The sequence below is a fragment of the Dyadobacter chenwenxiniae genome (genome assembly GCF_022869785.1).
GTDB lineage: Bacteria > Bacteroidota > Bacteroidia > Cytophagales > Spirosomataceae > Dyadobacter > Dyadobacter chenwenxiniae.
Genome location: NZ_CP094997.1, coordinates 348,739 through 365,298, shown reverse-complemented (window position 1 = coordinate 365,298; position 16,560 = coordinate 348,739). Strand labels below are relative to the sequence as shown.

At 48.4% G+C, this 16,560-nt stretch carries 8 protein-coding genes; all 8 read left to right on the top strand.

The window, feature by feature from the left end:
- Nucleotides 1-389 precede the first annotated feature (389 nt).
- The gene (locus MUK70_RS01420) at nt 390-3,194 is read left to right on the top strand and encodes a T9SS type A sorting domain-containing protein (RefSeq protein ID WP_234655690.1); all 2,805 of its coding nucleotides are present in this window, start codon (nt 390-392) and stop codon (nt 3,192-3,194) included.
- Between the two features lie 104 nt (nt 3,195-3,298).
- Complete coding sequence (locus MUK70_RS01415; RefSeq protein ID WP_234655691.1) at nt 3,299-4,591, top strand: hypothetical protein; 1,293 nt, start codon at nt 3,299-3,301, stop codon at nt 4,589-4,591.
- 221 nt (nt 4,592-4,812) lie between these two features.
- Nucleotides 4,813-5,397, top strand: coding sequence for an RNA polymerase sigma factor (locus tag MUK70_RS01410; RefSeq protein ID WP_234655692.1), 585 nt, complete (start codon nt 4,813-4,815; stop codon nt 5,395-5,397).
- A 156-nt stretch (nt 5,398-5,553) separates the two neighbouring features.
- Complete coding sequence (locus MUK70_RS01405) at nt 5,554-6,600, top strand: FecR family protein (RefSeq protein ID WP_234655693.1); 1,047 nt, start codon at nt 5,554-5,556, stop codon at nt 6,598-6,600.
- Nucleotides 6,601-6,827: 227 nt separating this feature from the next.
- A complete protein-coding gene (locus tag MUK70_RS01400; RefSeq protein ID WP_234655694.1) occupies nt 6,828-10,211 on the top strand; it encodes a TonB-dependent receptor in 3,384 nt (1,127 codons plus the stop codon).
- Nucleotides 10,212-10,246: 35 nt separating this feature from the next.
- Nucleotides 10,247-11,818: a RagB/SusD family nutrient uptake outer membrane protein gene (locus MUK70_RS01395; protein WP_234655695.1), complete on the top strand. Its 1,572-nt coding sequence runs from the start codon at nt 10,247-10,249 to the stop codon at nt 11,816-11,818.
- A 39-nt stretch (nt 11,819-11,857) separates the two neighbouring features.
- A complete protein-coding gene (locus MUK70_RS01390) occupies nt 11,858-14,617 on the top strand; it encodes a DUF1553 domain-containing protein (RefSeq protein ID WP_234655696.1) in 2,760 nt (919 codons plus the stop codon).
- 467 nt (nt 14,618-15,084) lie between these two features.
- Nucleotides 15,085-16,560, top strand: coding sequence for a DUF1501 domain-containing protein (locus MUK70_RS01385; protein WP_234655697.1), 1,476 nt, complete (start codon nt 15,085-15,087; stop codon nt 16,558-16,560).

Genomic DNA, 16,560 nt, shown 5'->3' with positions numbered 1-16,560 from the left:
CCGGCTTCCACAAGACGGGCGTCAAACAACGATGCCTATTTCATTAATCAAACCGTTATTGTAACCGTTAAATAAATTCGATATACTTATTTAAAGATAAAATTGACGTCTTCCGATGTACTGGTTTTTGGTCGTAAAAGTATTACTATAATTGGCTGTTTATACTCAACGTTAAGAAAAATGGGCTGATCTTTCGGGATCGCCCATTTTTGCGTTTTGATACCTCGAACAAATTCTAAGCAAGCATAGCCCGGCCCCAAAAACTGCGTCAAAAATAAACGACTTCATTTTTCAGAAAAAAATTTAAATTAATTCTTTATTAATTCATAGTTAAGCAAAAATTATAGGTGCAACGCGAGATTTGAGTTTTCACCAAATCCATGCGTACTATGAAAAAAAGTTATTTACTACTGCTATTTTTAATCCTGGGTTTTCCGGGGTATGCCCAAGTGATTCCCGTTGATGATTGTGAGTCGCTTACGGGCTGGGGCGCCGGCAGCAATGCGCTTAGTCTGGACAACGACGCTCCCGTACAAGGCGGCTTCTCGATCAAATCCGAGGGCGGTAATACAGAGCGTTTCAGGAAAAATTTCGCCGCTCCATTGAACACCGGGATTTCGGCCGGCGAGCTCAACATTGCCTATCTGCAATTTTCCCTCTTTGTTTCCGACATTACCAGATTCAGTGCTTCGGACGGACAGTTTGAAATAACTAGTTCGGGCAATCCCGACACCGATGAGTTCAGCTGGGGAACAGGAAGCGTTAATCTGAGGAATGGGTGGAACAACGTCGTGCTGCGGCTGAGTGCGGCAGGCAAGTCGGGCAATCCCGATCTGGCAGCGATCAATTTTTTCAGATATTATAAACCCATTAATGCCGGAGAATCGGTTACCATCAAGATCGACAATATCCGTTTTACCAAGGGTTATGAAGGCAGCGAACTGATCGGCGCAAAGATCTTCAATAAGGCAGATCAAACGGCAGGTTGGTCAGGAACCCAGAATGTTGCTGTTGACAATGCTAATAAAATCCTGGGCGCCGGATCGATAACAAGGACGGGTTCAGGGGCTAATTGGTTCACTTTGAATACAACGCCATTTAACACGGCTGTCAGCGAAGCCTCAGGCATGGCCAAATTCTGGCTTTATGTTTCCGATGCAGGCCTTTTCAATGGCGCAGGTAACATTGTTTTCTCCTCCTCAGGGCAAGCTGGCAACGATGCATTCCACTGGAACATCGCTGCGCAAAAGATTCAGAATGGCTGGAACCATGTCATTTTGCATTTGTCGGATGCTACTAAGATCGGAAATCCAAATCTTGGCGCCATCAATTTCTTCCACGTCAGCCAGCCTTTGAACGGCAGCATTAGCGCCAAGATTGACGAAATCGAGTTTTATGAACCCGCACCGGCAACCACTGCCAACCCCGCAAATAATACGCTGAACGGCAAAGTAATGTTTGGGTACCAGGGATGGTTTGGGCTGCCCTCCGACGGCTCGCCTACGCACAACTGGTGGCTGCACTGGTTTGGCGGAGCACCGGAACACGCTACTTCTACTGTGGACATGTGGCCCTACATGGGCAATTATCCGCAAAGCGAACTGGTGGCCACCAATATGACATATGCCAATGGCTCTCCCGCTAAACTGTTCTCAAGTTACAGTTATAACACTGTTGATGAGCATTTCAAATGGATGCAGCAGCACGAGATCGATGGCGTGTTCCAACAGCGCTTCCTGGATTATTTTCGTACGACGGACACACGCGTCCACAGGCATTTCGACAAAGTGCTTGAAAATGTGCAAACGGCCAGCAACAAATACGGACGCGTATACGCGATCATGTATGATCTTTCCGGGGCCGACGCCACTTCCACCGAGCAGGTGATCGCCGACTGGAAACGGCTGGTAGATGAAATGGGTGTCACCTCTGAAAGCAACTATCTGTGGCACAAAGGCAAACCGCTCGTTGCATTGTGGGGCTTAGGGCTTGCTTCCAGTCCGGAAGCGACGGCTGCACGTTCGGAAAAACTCGTCAGATGGTTTAAAGAAGGTGATCCGGCCGATCCGACAGATAACCCAAAATACCGCGCCAGCATTATGGGAGGCCTCAATAACAACTGGCGCGACCACTCAGCGGCGTGGCTTGCGGTGTATGATCTGCTGGATGTCGTAAGTCCCTGGTCGGTAGGGCGATACAACAATGAAAGTGGTGCGAGCGCTTTCGCAATCAACACCATACGCCCCGACATGGCTTATCTGGCCCCTAAAAGCATTGATTATATGCCGGTAATCTTTCCAGGCTTTTCATGGTTCAACCTGCAAACTTACCGCAACAACCCCTCTGCTGCCATCAAGAACTCAATCCCCCGCAATGGCGGCAGTTTTCTGTGGCAACAATCGCAGAATGTAATAAATGAGGGCGCCAATATGGTTTACCTGGCTATGTTTGATGAAGTGGACGAAGCCACCTCCTTCTTTAAAATGGAAAAATTTGCTGCCCATACGCCTAAGGGCGGCAACACCTGGTTCCTCTCGCTGGATGCCGACGGCTACGATCTCACGCCCGACTGGTATATGGCGCTGGGCGGGTACACCAAAAAAGTGCTGGCCGGAAAAGCCACCAACAGCTTGTCCGTGCCACTTTATCCCAACCCGCTGACCACCGACCCAGGTAGCCAGCTGCCGGTAACGCTGATTACTTTGACTGCGCAAGCGGAAGGAAAAGTTACCCACTTGAAATGGCAGACTTCGCAGGAATCCAACAGCTCGCATTTTGTAGTACAAAGAAGTTCGGACGCGAAGAATTTCACGGAAACGGGCCGCGTAAATGCACAAGGCAATGTTGTAAAAAACACCGATTACCAGTTTGAAGACGCTGATTTACCGGCTGGCCGTCACTATTACCGGCTGAAAATGACAGACCGCGACGGCACATATGCATTCAGCAGCATTGTAACGGCGGAAATAAAAAGCGAAGGTCAGATCAGTATTTACCCTAACCCAACTTCTGCCTTTATTCGCGTTAACTCGGAAAGCAAAATCCAGCAACTTGATATTATCAATGCATCCGGGAGGAAAATCCGGACATATAATCCCGGCACGCTCACTTACGAACTGGACATCAGCACCTGGACACCCGGGGTTTATGTGATTCGGGTTAATGGTGTTGATAAAAAAATAGTCAAACATTAACACCATGCACCAGTCAATAACATGTTCGAAATATAAGCCGCCTTAGGCTTATATTCGTGAAAATGCCTTTGACGGAACTGCCGTCGGGTTGAACAGCAATACATATGAATCGTTGGTTCAAGTGGTTATTCAATGCAGAATCGCCGGCCGCTGCACGGGCAAAATCGGAGGGGAATGTGCGCATAGCGGACGATAAGGTCATTTACTCGCCGCGGGAAGGTTTTCGCGAAACGGTTATCGATTTGAGCAAGCTCCAATATGTATATCTGTATATGACCGAAAGTTGTCAGAATTTGGTTCTCAATGATTACCATCAACATTTCATCCCGTGTTCGGTCAACGGATTTGCAAATTTCTTCCAGCATTTGGCACGTCGGCTTTCGCTGGATGAAAAGGTCTTTTATGAAAATCTAAATAAGAACAAACCTCAAAAAACCGAACTCTGGCGGGGTGACAATTCCAATAATGGCAGAATTTCAGAGCAGTTTGAGCCAACTGATTTAAGAAAAGCATTGGCCAGGGGATTTTGTATTCATTCGCAGCCTGAACAGCAAATAAGCTGGGATATGACCTCGGAAGCATTGGCCGGTTCCGCTTTTGTATACCAACAAAAAAACGAGTACGAACTGACCGAACTCTGTTTTCGTCACCCGGTTCAGCTGGGCAATTTGATATTGGACGATTGGCGTTACTATTTACCGATTCATCTTCGCCTTGATGTTCCTCTGGACAGCTTTTACACCAATCTGCACATGGACGGGAATGGTGATCAAAATTATTTTTTAGCTAAAAAAGCGCTCGTTGCAGTCTTGGGTGAAACCAATGAAGGATACGAAAGAAATGACCAGAATGCATGCTACTGGCACTTTGAGGGCTTAAAATTCTCACTGATCTACTGGTACGACAGCCAGCACGGTTATGAATCGGGCTACGCTTATCTGGCCGTTCAAAATGAGCGTGCGTATCCCGATTACCTGATAGATTCCGAATACGAGCAAAACGGCACAATAAGCAAATTAATGCTTTTGGACAAATCATTTACCATTGGTTCCGACTTTCGCAGATCGCGTTACTTCCTAAAAACACCCCAACTAGCGGCCAGCATGCTTTCTCCTGAGAAGCAATTTTTGATCTGGATGGATGAGGCCAACGGTAAAGTCGGATTTGCAAACAAGGATCACGCAATGATTTTTCCGCTGGCAGTTGTGACCCAATTTCAACTCGAAAATGTGTATCCGGGCCGTAGCGGCGGCGGAACATATTTTTCCGCTATTCTCCAAGATAATGATCGGCAAAGCATCTTGATCGGGGATTGTAATGCCCTTGATCCATTCCTGAACAGCATTTCGGAACTCGTTCAGCTGCCCATCATTGAACTTCCTCCTTCCGAGGCTTAGTGAAACAATAAAATCCCGGACCTGGAAAATACTGGTCAGCCCGCTTTTTCAGTTCTGGGAAGAACAGATATAACGTATGTACAAAAGCGTTCAAATCCGCGGCTTGGTTTTGTATATCTATACATTCAAATAAGAATATTGTCAAATAAAAATATTCAAATAATTATTATAAATTTGCCTTCATCCCTTTGATCTTTTTTTGTTAAAACAACTGGGTCGGCATGACTGACAATCCTGAAAATGAACATCTTATAACAGCATTACAGCAAGGCAGTGAAGAAGCCTTTACTGTAATTTACCAGCGTTACTGGTATAAAATGTTCCTTGTGGCTTATCGCAAGCTTCAAGATAAAGAAGCCGCCGAAGAGATCATCCAGGACATTTTCCTAAGGCTTTGGAAAGAGCGGATCACTTTGAAAATCAACAATCTGGACCATTATCTTTTTGCCGCTGTGCGCTACGAAGTCATCAGCCACATTCGCAACAATATTACCAAGGGGGACTATTTGGGAAACGCGGGCGATTTTGATTCGTTGAGTGAATGCAACACAGAAAACCAGATCGCCCTGAAAGAACTACTTTCTCAGATTGAGGAAGGTTTGCACGTCCTGCCCGAAAAATCTGGTGAGATATTCAGGCTTTACAAGCTTGAACATTGGCCTATCAACCGCATTGCCAAGCATTTTGACTTGTCGGAAAAGGCCGTCGAGTATCACCTTACCAAAGCCACCAAGTCTGTCCGCAACCATCTTAAACAGGCGCTTTACACATTACTTGTTGCCGTTACCGCTTTTCTCTCCCAGTAAAACTAGCCACTCACGCTTCAACTTTGGATTTGTATTTTTAAAACAATTTCAATCCGATTTGGCTACATATATATAATCTTTCAAATAAGTTTTAAACTTATTTAGGGACGCGTGCCTTTTTCCCGGCTTATAGTCAAAGATAACAACCGCTTGTCGATGAATATAAAGGAAATTCAGGCTTTGCTGCTCAAATATCAGAACGGACAATGTTCGGAAGAGGAGGTTGCCAAGATTCATTATTGGTACGAAAATCTCCATGAAGATTCCACGTCCGGCCTTTCAGGTGCGGAACGCGAAAATATGGAAAGTCGCATCCTGGACCATTTAATGGCCGAAATCCGAGAAGACAAATTGCAGGAAACCAAACCGGTCCGCAGCCTGTGGCAGCGAGCAGCGCCTTATCTGTCAGCAGCAGCGGTTATCATTGCGATCTGCGGCTATGTTTTTTTTGGTAAAACAGCGTTAAATCCGGTTGCTAAAAGCGAGCAGATCCTGGTGCAAGCTCCTGCTGACCAACTTTTTACACAACAGAACCATTCCAGCATTACCCGCAAGATCATGCTGGAAGACGGCAGCGCTGTAACATTAACTCCGGGCAGCAAGATCATTTACCCGAAAAAATTCCCGAAAGATAAACGCGAAGTCCAACTGATGGGAGATGCCTTTTTTGAGATTACCAAAAATCCGGATAAGCCATTCTTTGTTTACAGCGGAAAGCTGGTTACCAGGGTGTTAGGAACAAGTTTCAGGATCAAAACAAACTCAGAAGGCCAGGCGCTGGAAGTGGAAGTGGTTACTGGAAAGGTTTCGGTATTTGAAAATGACGATTCGTTTGCAGAAAAATCACCCGATCATCAATCCAATGGCGTCGTGCTCACACCCAATCAGCGCGTCACCTATTTCCCTGAAAGCAGACATCTGATGACCGGATTGGTCGTAGCGCCGGTAAAAGCCAGCATCAATGCCGACGAATCCAGGCTGGTTTTCAATAACATCGTAATGGGCAGCATCGTGGAAGCGCTTCACAAAACTTACGGCATTGAAATCGTTTTTGCCAATGACCGCCTGGCTGAATGCACATTCACCGGAGACATTACCGACCTGCCGCTTTATGAAAAACTAGATCTGGTCTGCGGCTCGATCGGCGCTGATTATGAGATCAAAGGAACGCGCATACTTATCAACGGCCGCGGCTGTGAATGACCTTTAACTCCCTTATTCTTAACCTAAATCCCTTAAATATGCTGACAAAAAAGCTGAGTAAATAAAAACCGGCAGTGCTAGAACACCGCCGGCATTGATTAGGCCTGCATGTAAAATCCTTGGACAGAAAGAGCATGTGGCCAACGTCCTGTTTTTCTCAAAATAGAACCAACAAAATTATGCAAAGAAACCTACAATTAAAATGGTGTGCATCACTGTGCATTCTCATGAAACTAACACTCGCTCAATTCCTTTTCGCCGTTGCCTTCACCAGTCTCACCTATGCGACAACTGAAAGCCGCGCGCAGGAGATAATGGACAGACAAGTCACGATCCACTCGCAGGATGCAGCATTGAAAGATGTACTGCGCGATCTGGAAGAGCAGGCCCAGGTAAAATTCGCTTACAGCCAGAAAGCCATTCGAGCGGACCGGACGGTCAACATTCACATTGTTAATCAAAAGCTGGCGACAGCATTAACGACGCTTTTTGAGCCACTGCACATTGCTTACCAGCTGACTTCCGGAAGAATATTACTGACCTCGCCAACCAACAATGTGCCCGCACCCACCCAGCAGGAGCAAACGCAGGAAGCGGCCATGCCCGCAGCCGAGCTCATCAAAGGAAAAGTGACAGACGAAACCAATGCAGGATTGCCCGGCGTAAGCGTGGTTTTGAAAGGCACGCAAAAAGGAACGACCACCAATAAGGATGGCGATTTTGAGATTGAAATTCCTGAAAGAGCAGGCGCTGTGCTGGTTTTTAGTTTTGTGGGCTATAAAGCGCAGGAACTGGCCGTAGATAACCGAAATTCAATGGCTGTGGTGATGGAGCCGGAAAACAAATCGCTGGAAGAAATCGTGGTGATTGGTTATGGTGCTGTCAAAAAAAGTGACCTGACAGGCTCGGTGTCCAGCATTAAAAGCGAGGCGATCCGCGAAATGCCCGTAACATCTGTGGATCAGGCGATCCAGTCGCGGGCGCCGGGTGTGCAGGTAACGCAGACTTCGGGAGCACCGGGAGGCGGAATTTCCATCCGCGTGCGTGGCGCAAACTCGATCAACAGCGGCAGCGAGCCACTGTATGTGATCGACGGATTTCCGATGTATCCCGATAACAACGCATTGGGAACGACAGGAAACCGCCAGCCGACCAACGCCATGGCCACCATTAACCCCAACGAAATTGAATCCATTGAAATATTAAAAGATGCTTCTGCGACTTCCATTTACGGTTCCCGAGGCGCCAATGGGGTTATATTAATCACCACCAAACGCGGTAAGGAAGGACAAAGCAGCGTGGATTATGACGGCTCCTATTCGTTTCAAAGCATAGCCAATGAAGTGAACGTGCTCAATGGAAGCGATTATGCGCGTTACATCAATTTATTGGAAAAAAGCCAGGGCGGAAACCCGCGCTATTCGGACCAGCAAATCAGCCAGATCGGTGCAGGCACCGACTGGTGGGATGTGATTTCGCGCACCGGCGCATTGTCCAATCACCAGCTTTCATTTACCGGTGGCACCAAGGGAATGCGTTACGCGTTCGTTGGTAATTATCTGGACAACAACGGGATCATAAAAAATACAGATTTCAACAGATATGGTTTCCGCATGAATTTAGACAATGACTTTTTGAAAGGAAAGGCAACATTAAGCAACAGCTGGTCATTCAACCGCTCGGGCAGCAGCAATGTCCCCACGGACCGCGGAGGCCCGGGTGGGATCGTGATTTCTGCGCTTGGACTGGATCCTACCGTGGGTGTTTATGATGCAAATGGCGGCTATCAGTATGCCAGCTACGACCAGCGCTTCCTGACCAATCCGCTCGCAGAAGCCATGGAAGGATATGACCGCGACTGGACCAACAGGCTTTTTGGGACAACAGCATTAACCTTCAATATTATCGAAGGGCTCAAATTCCGTACAAGCATTGGCGTGGATCTGGTGAATGCGCGTCGCACGACTTTCTATAATAACTTCACATATCTCGGCCGCCAGAATGACCGCGAGTTACAAAAGGCCAACCGAAACAGCAATAACCTGCTGAATGAGAATATTTTAAGTTATAACAAAGAAATCGCCACAGGACAATTCCTGGATGTAACATTAGGCTACACCTATCAGAAAGAGCTCAATTATTTTGAATCCAATGCAACACGCGGTCTTCCGTCCGACGACATTGAAGCCGTTAATATGCAAAATGGCAGTCGCCCGCTGGTTCCTAATTCGGGCCGTGTTGAGTGGGAACTGCTCTCCTATCTGGGCCGCGTGAATTACAATTTCAAAGACCGTTACCTGCTCACATTCACATTGCGCCGCGACGGTTCTTCCAAATTCGGGCCGAATAACAAATGGGCAACATTCCCTTCTGCTGCAATCGGCTGGCGTATTGTCAATGAAGGCTTTTTCAAAAATTCAGGACTTGCCACCGTGTTTGACGATTTCAAGCTGCGCGCCAGTTATGGACTTACAGGAAATTCGCAAATCCCGGTTTACCGCTCCGTGGCTGGTCTGGTTCCCTATAACTACGTTTTCGGCGCTACGCCGGCGCTCGTTTCGGGTTACGGGCCCAACAGGATCTCCAACAATGATCTTAAATGGGAAAGCACTTCCATGCTCAATGTCGGCCTGGACTTTGCCTTGCTATCCAACCGCCTGACTTTGACGGTGGACGCATTTGAAAACAAAACCACTGACCTGTTGCTCGACGTTTCCATTCCGCAAAGCACCGGTTTCAGCACCATTATGCTCAATTCCGGCTCGCTGAGCAACAAAGGGCTCGAATTTGCTGCCAGTTATAAGTTAATGAGCTCAAAGTCATTTACCTGGGATGTGAGCGGGAATGTATCTGTTCTTAGGAATAAGATCGTGGATCTGGGAAAAAGCACACCGTTCTTTGCCAACACGACAAGCAGTCACCTGGGCGTACTGGGAAGCTGGGTAGAGGCCGGTAATCCCATCGGCGTATGGCGCGGATACAATTATGTAGGATTATTCCAAAGCGAAGAGGAAGGCAAAACTTTCTCAGCCAAAGCAGGTTACCCCAAATACGAGGACGTAAATGGCGACGGGAAATACACAACCGATGATTTCAAAATCATTGGCGATCCAAACCCGAAACTTACCTGGGGTGCCAACACAACTGTGAAATTCAAAGGAATCGACCTTTCAGTATTTTTCCGAGGCGTGCATGGCAACAAAGTCCGTAACCTGCAACAGTCCGAAATGGGTGACGGCGTGCAGAAGATCAACCAGATCGGAAACATCCTGACTGATTCCTGGACACCCGAAAACACCGATGCGCCACGACCCGTTATCGACGGCCGCCGCGACTTTATCTCTTTCAGAAGATCATCTTTCTTCATTCAGGACGGATCATTTGTGCGGCTGCAAAACCTGTCACTGGGTTATACGGTGCCTGTCAGCAACAAGATTATCCGGCATGCCAGGGTTTATGTGAGTGGCCAAAATTTGCTATTGTTCACCAAATACAAAGGATTTGATCCCGAGGTAAACAACCAGGGACAGAATAACCTCAACAGAGGTGACGATTACGATGCTTATCCGCGTGCACGCCAGTACACAGTCGGCATTAACCTGGGAATCTGACAATCATTTCACTTGTAACATTGATATTGATCAAAATGAAAAATATACAACTACAACCTGTAAGACTGATCGCGTTGGTCATGCTGATGCTTTCCGGCGTCGGCTGCTCGGATCTGAAAGAAAAACCTGATTTTATCAACCCGGAAACGTTCTATAAATCGGCAAACGAACTAAAACTGGGCGTTAATGCGGTCTATGATGATCTCAATTCCGGCGGTTTCGGTTTTTTCTACGACCGTTATGTGTTTGAATGTCTGATCGGTGGATACCAGGTGGGCTGGGAAAAAGGCCCGCTGCAGTTCAACCTGGGCAATGTAAACCCTGCCGATGAATACATAGAAGCTTACTGGGGCATTTGCTACCGCTCCATCAACCGCGCGAACGCCATTATCGAAACCGCCGAAGCCATGAAAGACCCCAACAATCAGGCGCTGATCGACCGTTTGAAAGGTGAAACATTGTTTTTGAGAGCATTTTACTACTACGGCCTGCTCAGCTATTTTGACGATGCCCCGCTCTCTGTGAAATCAACCCAGAACATTACCGAGCTCCCTACCAACAGCGGCGGTAACCGGGCCATTATTGACCAGATTTATGCCGACTCCAAAGCCGCAGCCGAACTGCTTCCAGCCAGTTATACCGGCGCCGACCTGGGCCGCGCGACCAAATGGGCGGCCAAATCTGTTTTGATGAAAGCACAGTTATGGGATGAAAAATGGGTCGATGCCAAAGCTACCGCAGAAGACATCATCAATAACAGCGGCCTTACATTATATGCTGATTTTGCATTCAATTTCGATCTTGCCCACGAAAACCAGGGTGAGCGTATTTTTGAAGCGCAGGTTTCAGCCACGGCCAGCCCTAATGAATACAGCCAGCATTCGGCGCATTTTAATCCGGAGGATTTTCCGAGCGAGCTCGGCGGTTCGGGATGGAGCTGGATCAGCACGACCCAGGAATTTCGCTCAGCATATGATCCGAAAGACAAGCGAATCGCAGGCACATTCATTGAAAGTTATCCGACCGGACGTTTTGGAAAAATCGACGGGTCCTACCCGATTGTAACATGGAGCCCGAAAGCGGACTACAACCTCTCGCGTTTTGGCGGCGTGGTAAAGTCAGATGCCAATCCCAAAGATCCCACGCAAATGATCTTTGGCAAAGCATGGTCCAACAAGATCGCCGAGCTCGACAGACGCAACTCCGCCACCGAGAAAAATACAATCTACATTCGTCTCTCAGACATTCTGCTGGGCCATTCCGAAGCTTGCAATGAAAGCGGACAAGGCAACGCATTGACCTCAATCAATAAGGTAAGGGAGCGCGCCGGACTGCCAGCATTAAAGGGATTGAATCAGGCAGCATTGCGTGATGCCATCATTCGGGAACGCATGCAGGAATTTGTATTTGAGCAAGTTATGTATCCCGAACTACGCAGAAAGAGTAAATTCGGCGGTCCGATTGATTATCTTGGTAAAGAAATAAAACATTTTGCTCAAAAATACAATGTCGACCGTGTGGCAAAGGCGAGAGACTACGTTCTACCACTCCCAGTGAAGGAACTGCTGGGTAACCCGAATGTGAAGCAGAATGCGACCTGGCAATAGGTCAAAATCGTGTGAAATTTTTAACAAAAAGATTGAAGGATGCTGAGTAACAAGATATTTATTGGCGCGGGGGTGCTCATCATTGCCGTTTCTTCCTTTTTCTGGCTTTCGGGCTCGTTAGGCTCTTCCCCGGTGGATTACAACACCGAGGTGAAGCCTATCCTCAATAAAAATTGCATGGGCTGTCACGGAGGCGTAAAAAAAGCGGGCGACGTGAGCTTCCTGTTTGAGCACGAAATGCTGGAACCAGGCAAATCGGGCAAGATACCGGTGGTGCGCGGCGATGCGGATGCCAGCGAAATGATCCGCCGCATATTAAGCGATGATCCCGACGAAAAAATGCCCAAAAACGGCACGCCTTTGAAGGAAGAGGAAATTGATATTTTGAAAAAATGGATCAACCAGGGCGCAAAATGGGAAACTCATTGGTCTTATAAAAAAATCGAAAAACCCGACGTGCCTTCGCTGGACGGTTTCAGTAACCTGTTTGGATTGTTTGAAAACGCCGACAAAAAGTGGGCAACCAACGAAATTGACCATTTTATTCTGGATAAATTAAAGGATAAGGGGCTGAATGTTTCTGCCGAAGCGGACCGCGCAACATTGATCCGCCGCGTAAGCCTGGACTTAACAGGGCTTCCGCCGACCGAGCAGCAGGTCGCTGATTTCATCAATGATAAATCTGAAAATGCTTACGAAAAAGTAGTCGACCGGCTGCTGAAATCGCCGGGATATGGCGAGCGTTGGACGTCCATGTGGATGGATCTGGCGCGTTATGCGGATACGAAGGGCTACGAGAGCGACGGCGGCAGGACCATGTGGCGTTACCGGGATTATGTAGTCAAATCCTTTAATCAGGACAAACCATTTGACCAGTTCACGATAGAGCAGCTGGCAGGCGATTTGTTACAAAAAGACAAAGACGGCTTCCCCTTGGAAGAAAACATGATCGCCACCGGCTATCACCGCAACACGATGACCAACAACGAAGGCGGCACGGACGATGAAGAATTCCGCACCGCCGCACAGATCGACCGTGTGAACACGACCTGGGAGGTTTGGCAGGGAACCACATTCGCTTGCATCCAATGCCACAGCCATCCATATGACCCCATTCCGCACGAGGATTATTACAAATACATGGCATTTTTCAACAACACCCGTGATGAAGATGTGTGGGACGAATGGCCTAAGATGCGGTTTTACAAGGGTGAAGATTCAGCGCGTGTAGAGCGTGTGAAGAGCTGGATCAGGCAAAATGAGCCCGAGCAGTTGCCACAGGTAACCCAGTTTATGAAGGTGATGGAGCCCAAGATCAATGCACACAATTTTATCAAAGGCGACCAGTCAACTGTGCTGTTGATCTCGTATTATGGTGTTAAAAACAATGGGAATGCAAGGATCGCTGGGGTTGATCTTTCCGATGCCGATAATGTGGTCATGAACGTTTCCACCAAAGCGAAGAACGCCATGCTTTCCTTGCATCTGGACAAGCTGGACGGGCCGGTCATTTCGCAGATTAATATGCCTGCCAGAGATTCGGTCGTCATTGCGCCGCTGACAAAAACGCCTGGCAAGCATGACATTTTCCTGTCCTTAAAAAGCCATGAAAATCCAGAAGAATGGGTACGCATCACCTGGATGTCGTTCCAGAAAGCATTACCGGGGTCTGACAAACCCGAATACAAGAATATAGTGACCGACTATGCAACCGTGCTGACGCGCCAGACGGAAAGTATGCCCGTAATCTGGGAGGGAAAAGGTGATTTTGCCCGAAAAACCAACGTTTTCGTACGAGGGAACTGGATGGTAAAAGGCGCAGAAGTAAAACCGGACGTGCCCAAACTCCTTGCCCCCCTGCCTAAGGACGCGCCCAGGGACCGCGTTGGCCTGGCTAAATGGATCGTCAGCCGCGATAATGCGCTAACGTCCCGCGTGATCGTAAACCGGTTCTGGGAGCAATTGTTTGGTAAGGGAATCGTGGAAACAGTGGAAGATTTCGGTTCACAGGGCGCCGAGCCCACGCATCCGGAGCTGCTCGACTGGCTGGCGGTCAAGTTTATGGAGGAAGATAAATGGAGCATTAAAAAGATGTTGAAAACAATAGTGATGTCATCCACTTACCGGCAGAGCTCGAAAACGGATGAAAACAAGCTTGAAAAAGATCCGTATAACATCTGGATCTCACGGGGCCCCCGCGTAAGGCTCAGCGCTGAACAGGTTCGCGACCAGGCGCTTGCATGCAGCGGTTTGATCTCCGACAAAATGTATGGCCCGGGCGTGATGCCACCCCAGCCCGATAAGATCTGGCAATCCCCTTACAGTGGTGAAAAGTGGGTTTTGAGCGAGGGTGAGGATCGTTACCGGCGAGGTGTTTATACCTATTGGAAGCGCACGGCACCCTATCCTTCCATGGTTACATTCGACGCGCCAAGCCGGGAATTTTGCCAATCGAGGCGCATTTTGACTAATACACCATTGCAGGCATTGGTTACGTTAAATGATCCGGTTTACCTGGAAGCCGCAGAAAAACTGGCAACCAGAATGCAGCAGCGTGGAAAAACGCCTGAGCAGCAATTGAAAGAAGGCTACCGTATGCTCACTTTCCAAAGCATTGAACAAAAAAACCTGAATGTGCTGGTCAAAGTCTACAAGCAGGCACTGGACGCCTACAAGAAAAAACCAGTAGAAGCAGACAGCATCCTGGCCTATGGAAAAGAGCGCACAGCCGAACTGGCAGCACTCACCATCTCAGCCAATGTCATGCTAAACCTGGATAATGTCATCACAAAAGAATAAATTTTCTCTTATCCCGGGGTTGAAACCCGGGGCAAGGGAGGCTTGGAGCCTTTGGCTGTTTTGGTGGGAATTGAGCGCATTGGCGCGGAGAAGATAGCAGGGAGCAAGAGCCAAGTCAGGAGCGTAAGGTATTTTTACCCCAGGATTTATCCCGGGGATCGGTAAAAACCAAGCGCAAACCCGCGTCAAAGACAGCAAACAGCAAAGCCCTATCAGCGGCCCAAAATACTTTACCCCGGGATTTATCCCGGGGATCGGCAAAAACCAAGCGCAAACGCGCGTCAAAGACAGCAAGCAGCAAAGACCCCATCAGCGGCCCAAAATACTTTACCCCGGGATTTATCCCGGGGATCGGCAAAAACCAAGCGCAAACGCGCGTTAAGGACAGCAAACAGCAAAGCCCCATCAGCGGCCCAAAATATTTTTCCCCCGGGATTTATCCCGGGGATTATCAAAAGATCAAAAAAATGGAAAACCTAAGAAAAGAACTCCAACATACAGCATTGCTTCACCAGACCCGGAGGCACTTTTTACAGTCGGTCGGATTCGGTCTGGGCGCATTGGGATTGGGGACGATGTTGGATTCCTGCGGCCCTTCGACGGCTGCCGGTAATGTGGGCGGTGAGGTTGCCAAATCACGCATCCCGCAGTTTGCGCCCAAAGCCAAGCGGGTCATTTACATTCATATGGCGGGAGCGCCTTCTCAACTCGAGCTGTTTGATTATAAGCCAGAATTGGTTAAATACCATGGCCGCGACTGTCCGGCAGAGTTTTTGGAAGGGAAAAAGTTCGCATTTATCCAGGGTGTCCCTAAAATGTTGGGCCCGCAAGGACATTTTGCGCAATATGGTCAGTCGGGCGCCTGGATGTCTGACTATGTGCCTTACCTGCAAACCGTGGCCGACGAGATCACATTTTTGAAAGCCATGCATACGGATCAGTTCAACCACGCACCAGCGCAGTTGCTGATGCATACGGGTAGTCCGCGGCTGGGGCGGCCAAGTCTTGGCGCCTGGTCTGTTTACGGCCTGGGATCTGAAAATCAAAATCTGCCGGGCTTTATCGTGCTCGCTTCGGGTGGACAGCAGCCCGATGCAGGCAAAAGTGTTTTCGGCAGCGGGTTCCTCCCCTCAGTTTACCAGGGCGTGCAATGCCGCACTGGCGGTGATCCGGTTCTGTATGTGAGCGACCCCAATGGCATGAACCGTGATATGCGCAAGCAGACCATTGAAGCCATTAACGAAATTAACAAACAGACTTACGAGGATGTAAAGGACCCCGAAATATTGACGCGGATCAGTCAGTATGAAATGGCATTTCGCATGCAAATGTCCGTGCCCGAGGTCATGGATGTCTCTAAGGAACCGCAATTTATTCTCGATATGTATGGCGTAAAGCCCGGAGAGGGCACGTTTGCCATGAACTGCTTACTGGCGCGAAAACTGGTTGAAAACGACGTGCGTTTTGTGCAGCTCTTTGACTGGGGCTGGGACGGCCACGGAACTTCCAAAGACCATAATGTGGAAGGTGGCCTGCGCCAGAAGTGCCGCGAGTCCGATCAACCGGTCGCAGCATTGATTAAGGATTTGAAAATGCGTGGACTACTGGAAGAAACACTTGTGATCTGGGGCGCAGAATTTGGCAGGACACCAATGCAGGAAAATAGGAACGGACTGGTCATGCCATTTATGGGCCGGGATCACCATTTGGATGCATTCACCATGTGGATGGCAGGAGGCGGCGTCAAACAGGGTTTTTCCCATGGAGAAACCGACGAGCTGGGTTATTATGGCACAAAAGGCAGAACCCATGTCCATGACTTACAAGCAACAATCCTACATTTAATGGGCTTTGACCATGAAAAATTCACCTATCCTTTTCAGGGAAGAAACTTCCGGCTTACCGACACCGAAGGAAAGGTTGTAAAAGAAGTAATTGCCTAA

Bases quoted from the DNA above. Each gene is read 5' to 3' on its own strand.
- MUK70_RS01420 (WP_234655690.1), top strand. From the start codon at position 390: ATGAAAAAAAGTTATTTACTACTGCTATTTTTAATCCTGGGTTTTCCG.
- MUK70_RS01415 (WP_234655691.1), top strand. From the start codon at position 3,299: ATGAATCGTTGGTTCAAGTGGTTATTCAATGCAGAATCGCCGGCCGCT.
- MUK70_RS01410 (WP_234655692.1), top strand. From the start codon at position 4,813: ATGACTGACAATCCTGAAAATGAACATCTTATAACAGCATTACAGCAA.
- MUK70_RS01405 (WP_234655693.1), top strand. From the start codon at position 5,554: ATGAATATAAAGGAAATTCAGGCTTTGCTGCTCAAATATCAGAACGGA.
- MUK70_RS01400 (WP_234655694.1), top strand. From the start codon at position 6,828: ATGAAACTAACACTCGCTCAATTCCTTTTCGCCGTTGCCTTCACCAGT.
- MUK70_RS01395 (WP_234655695.1), top strand. From the start codon at position 10,247: ATGAAAAATATACAACTACAACCTGTAAGACTGATCGCGTTGGTCATG.
- MUK70_RS01390 (WP_234655696.1), top strand. From the start codon at position 11,858: ATGCTGAGTAACAAGATATTTATTGGCGCGGGGGTGCTCATCATTGCC.
- MUK70_RS01385 (WP_234655697.1), top strand. From the start codon at position 15,085: ATGGAAAACCTAAGAAAAGAACTCCAACATACAGCATTGCTTCACCAG.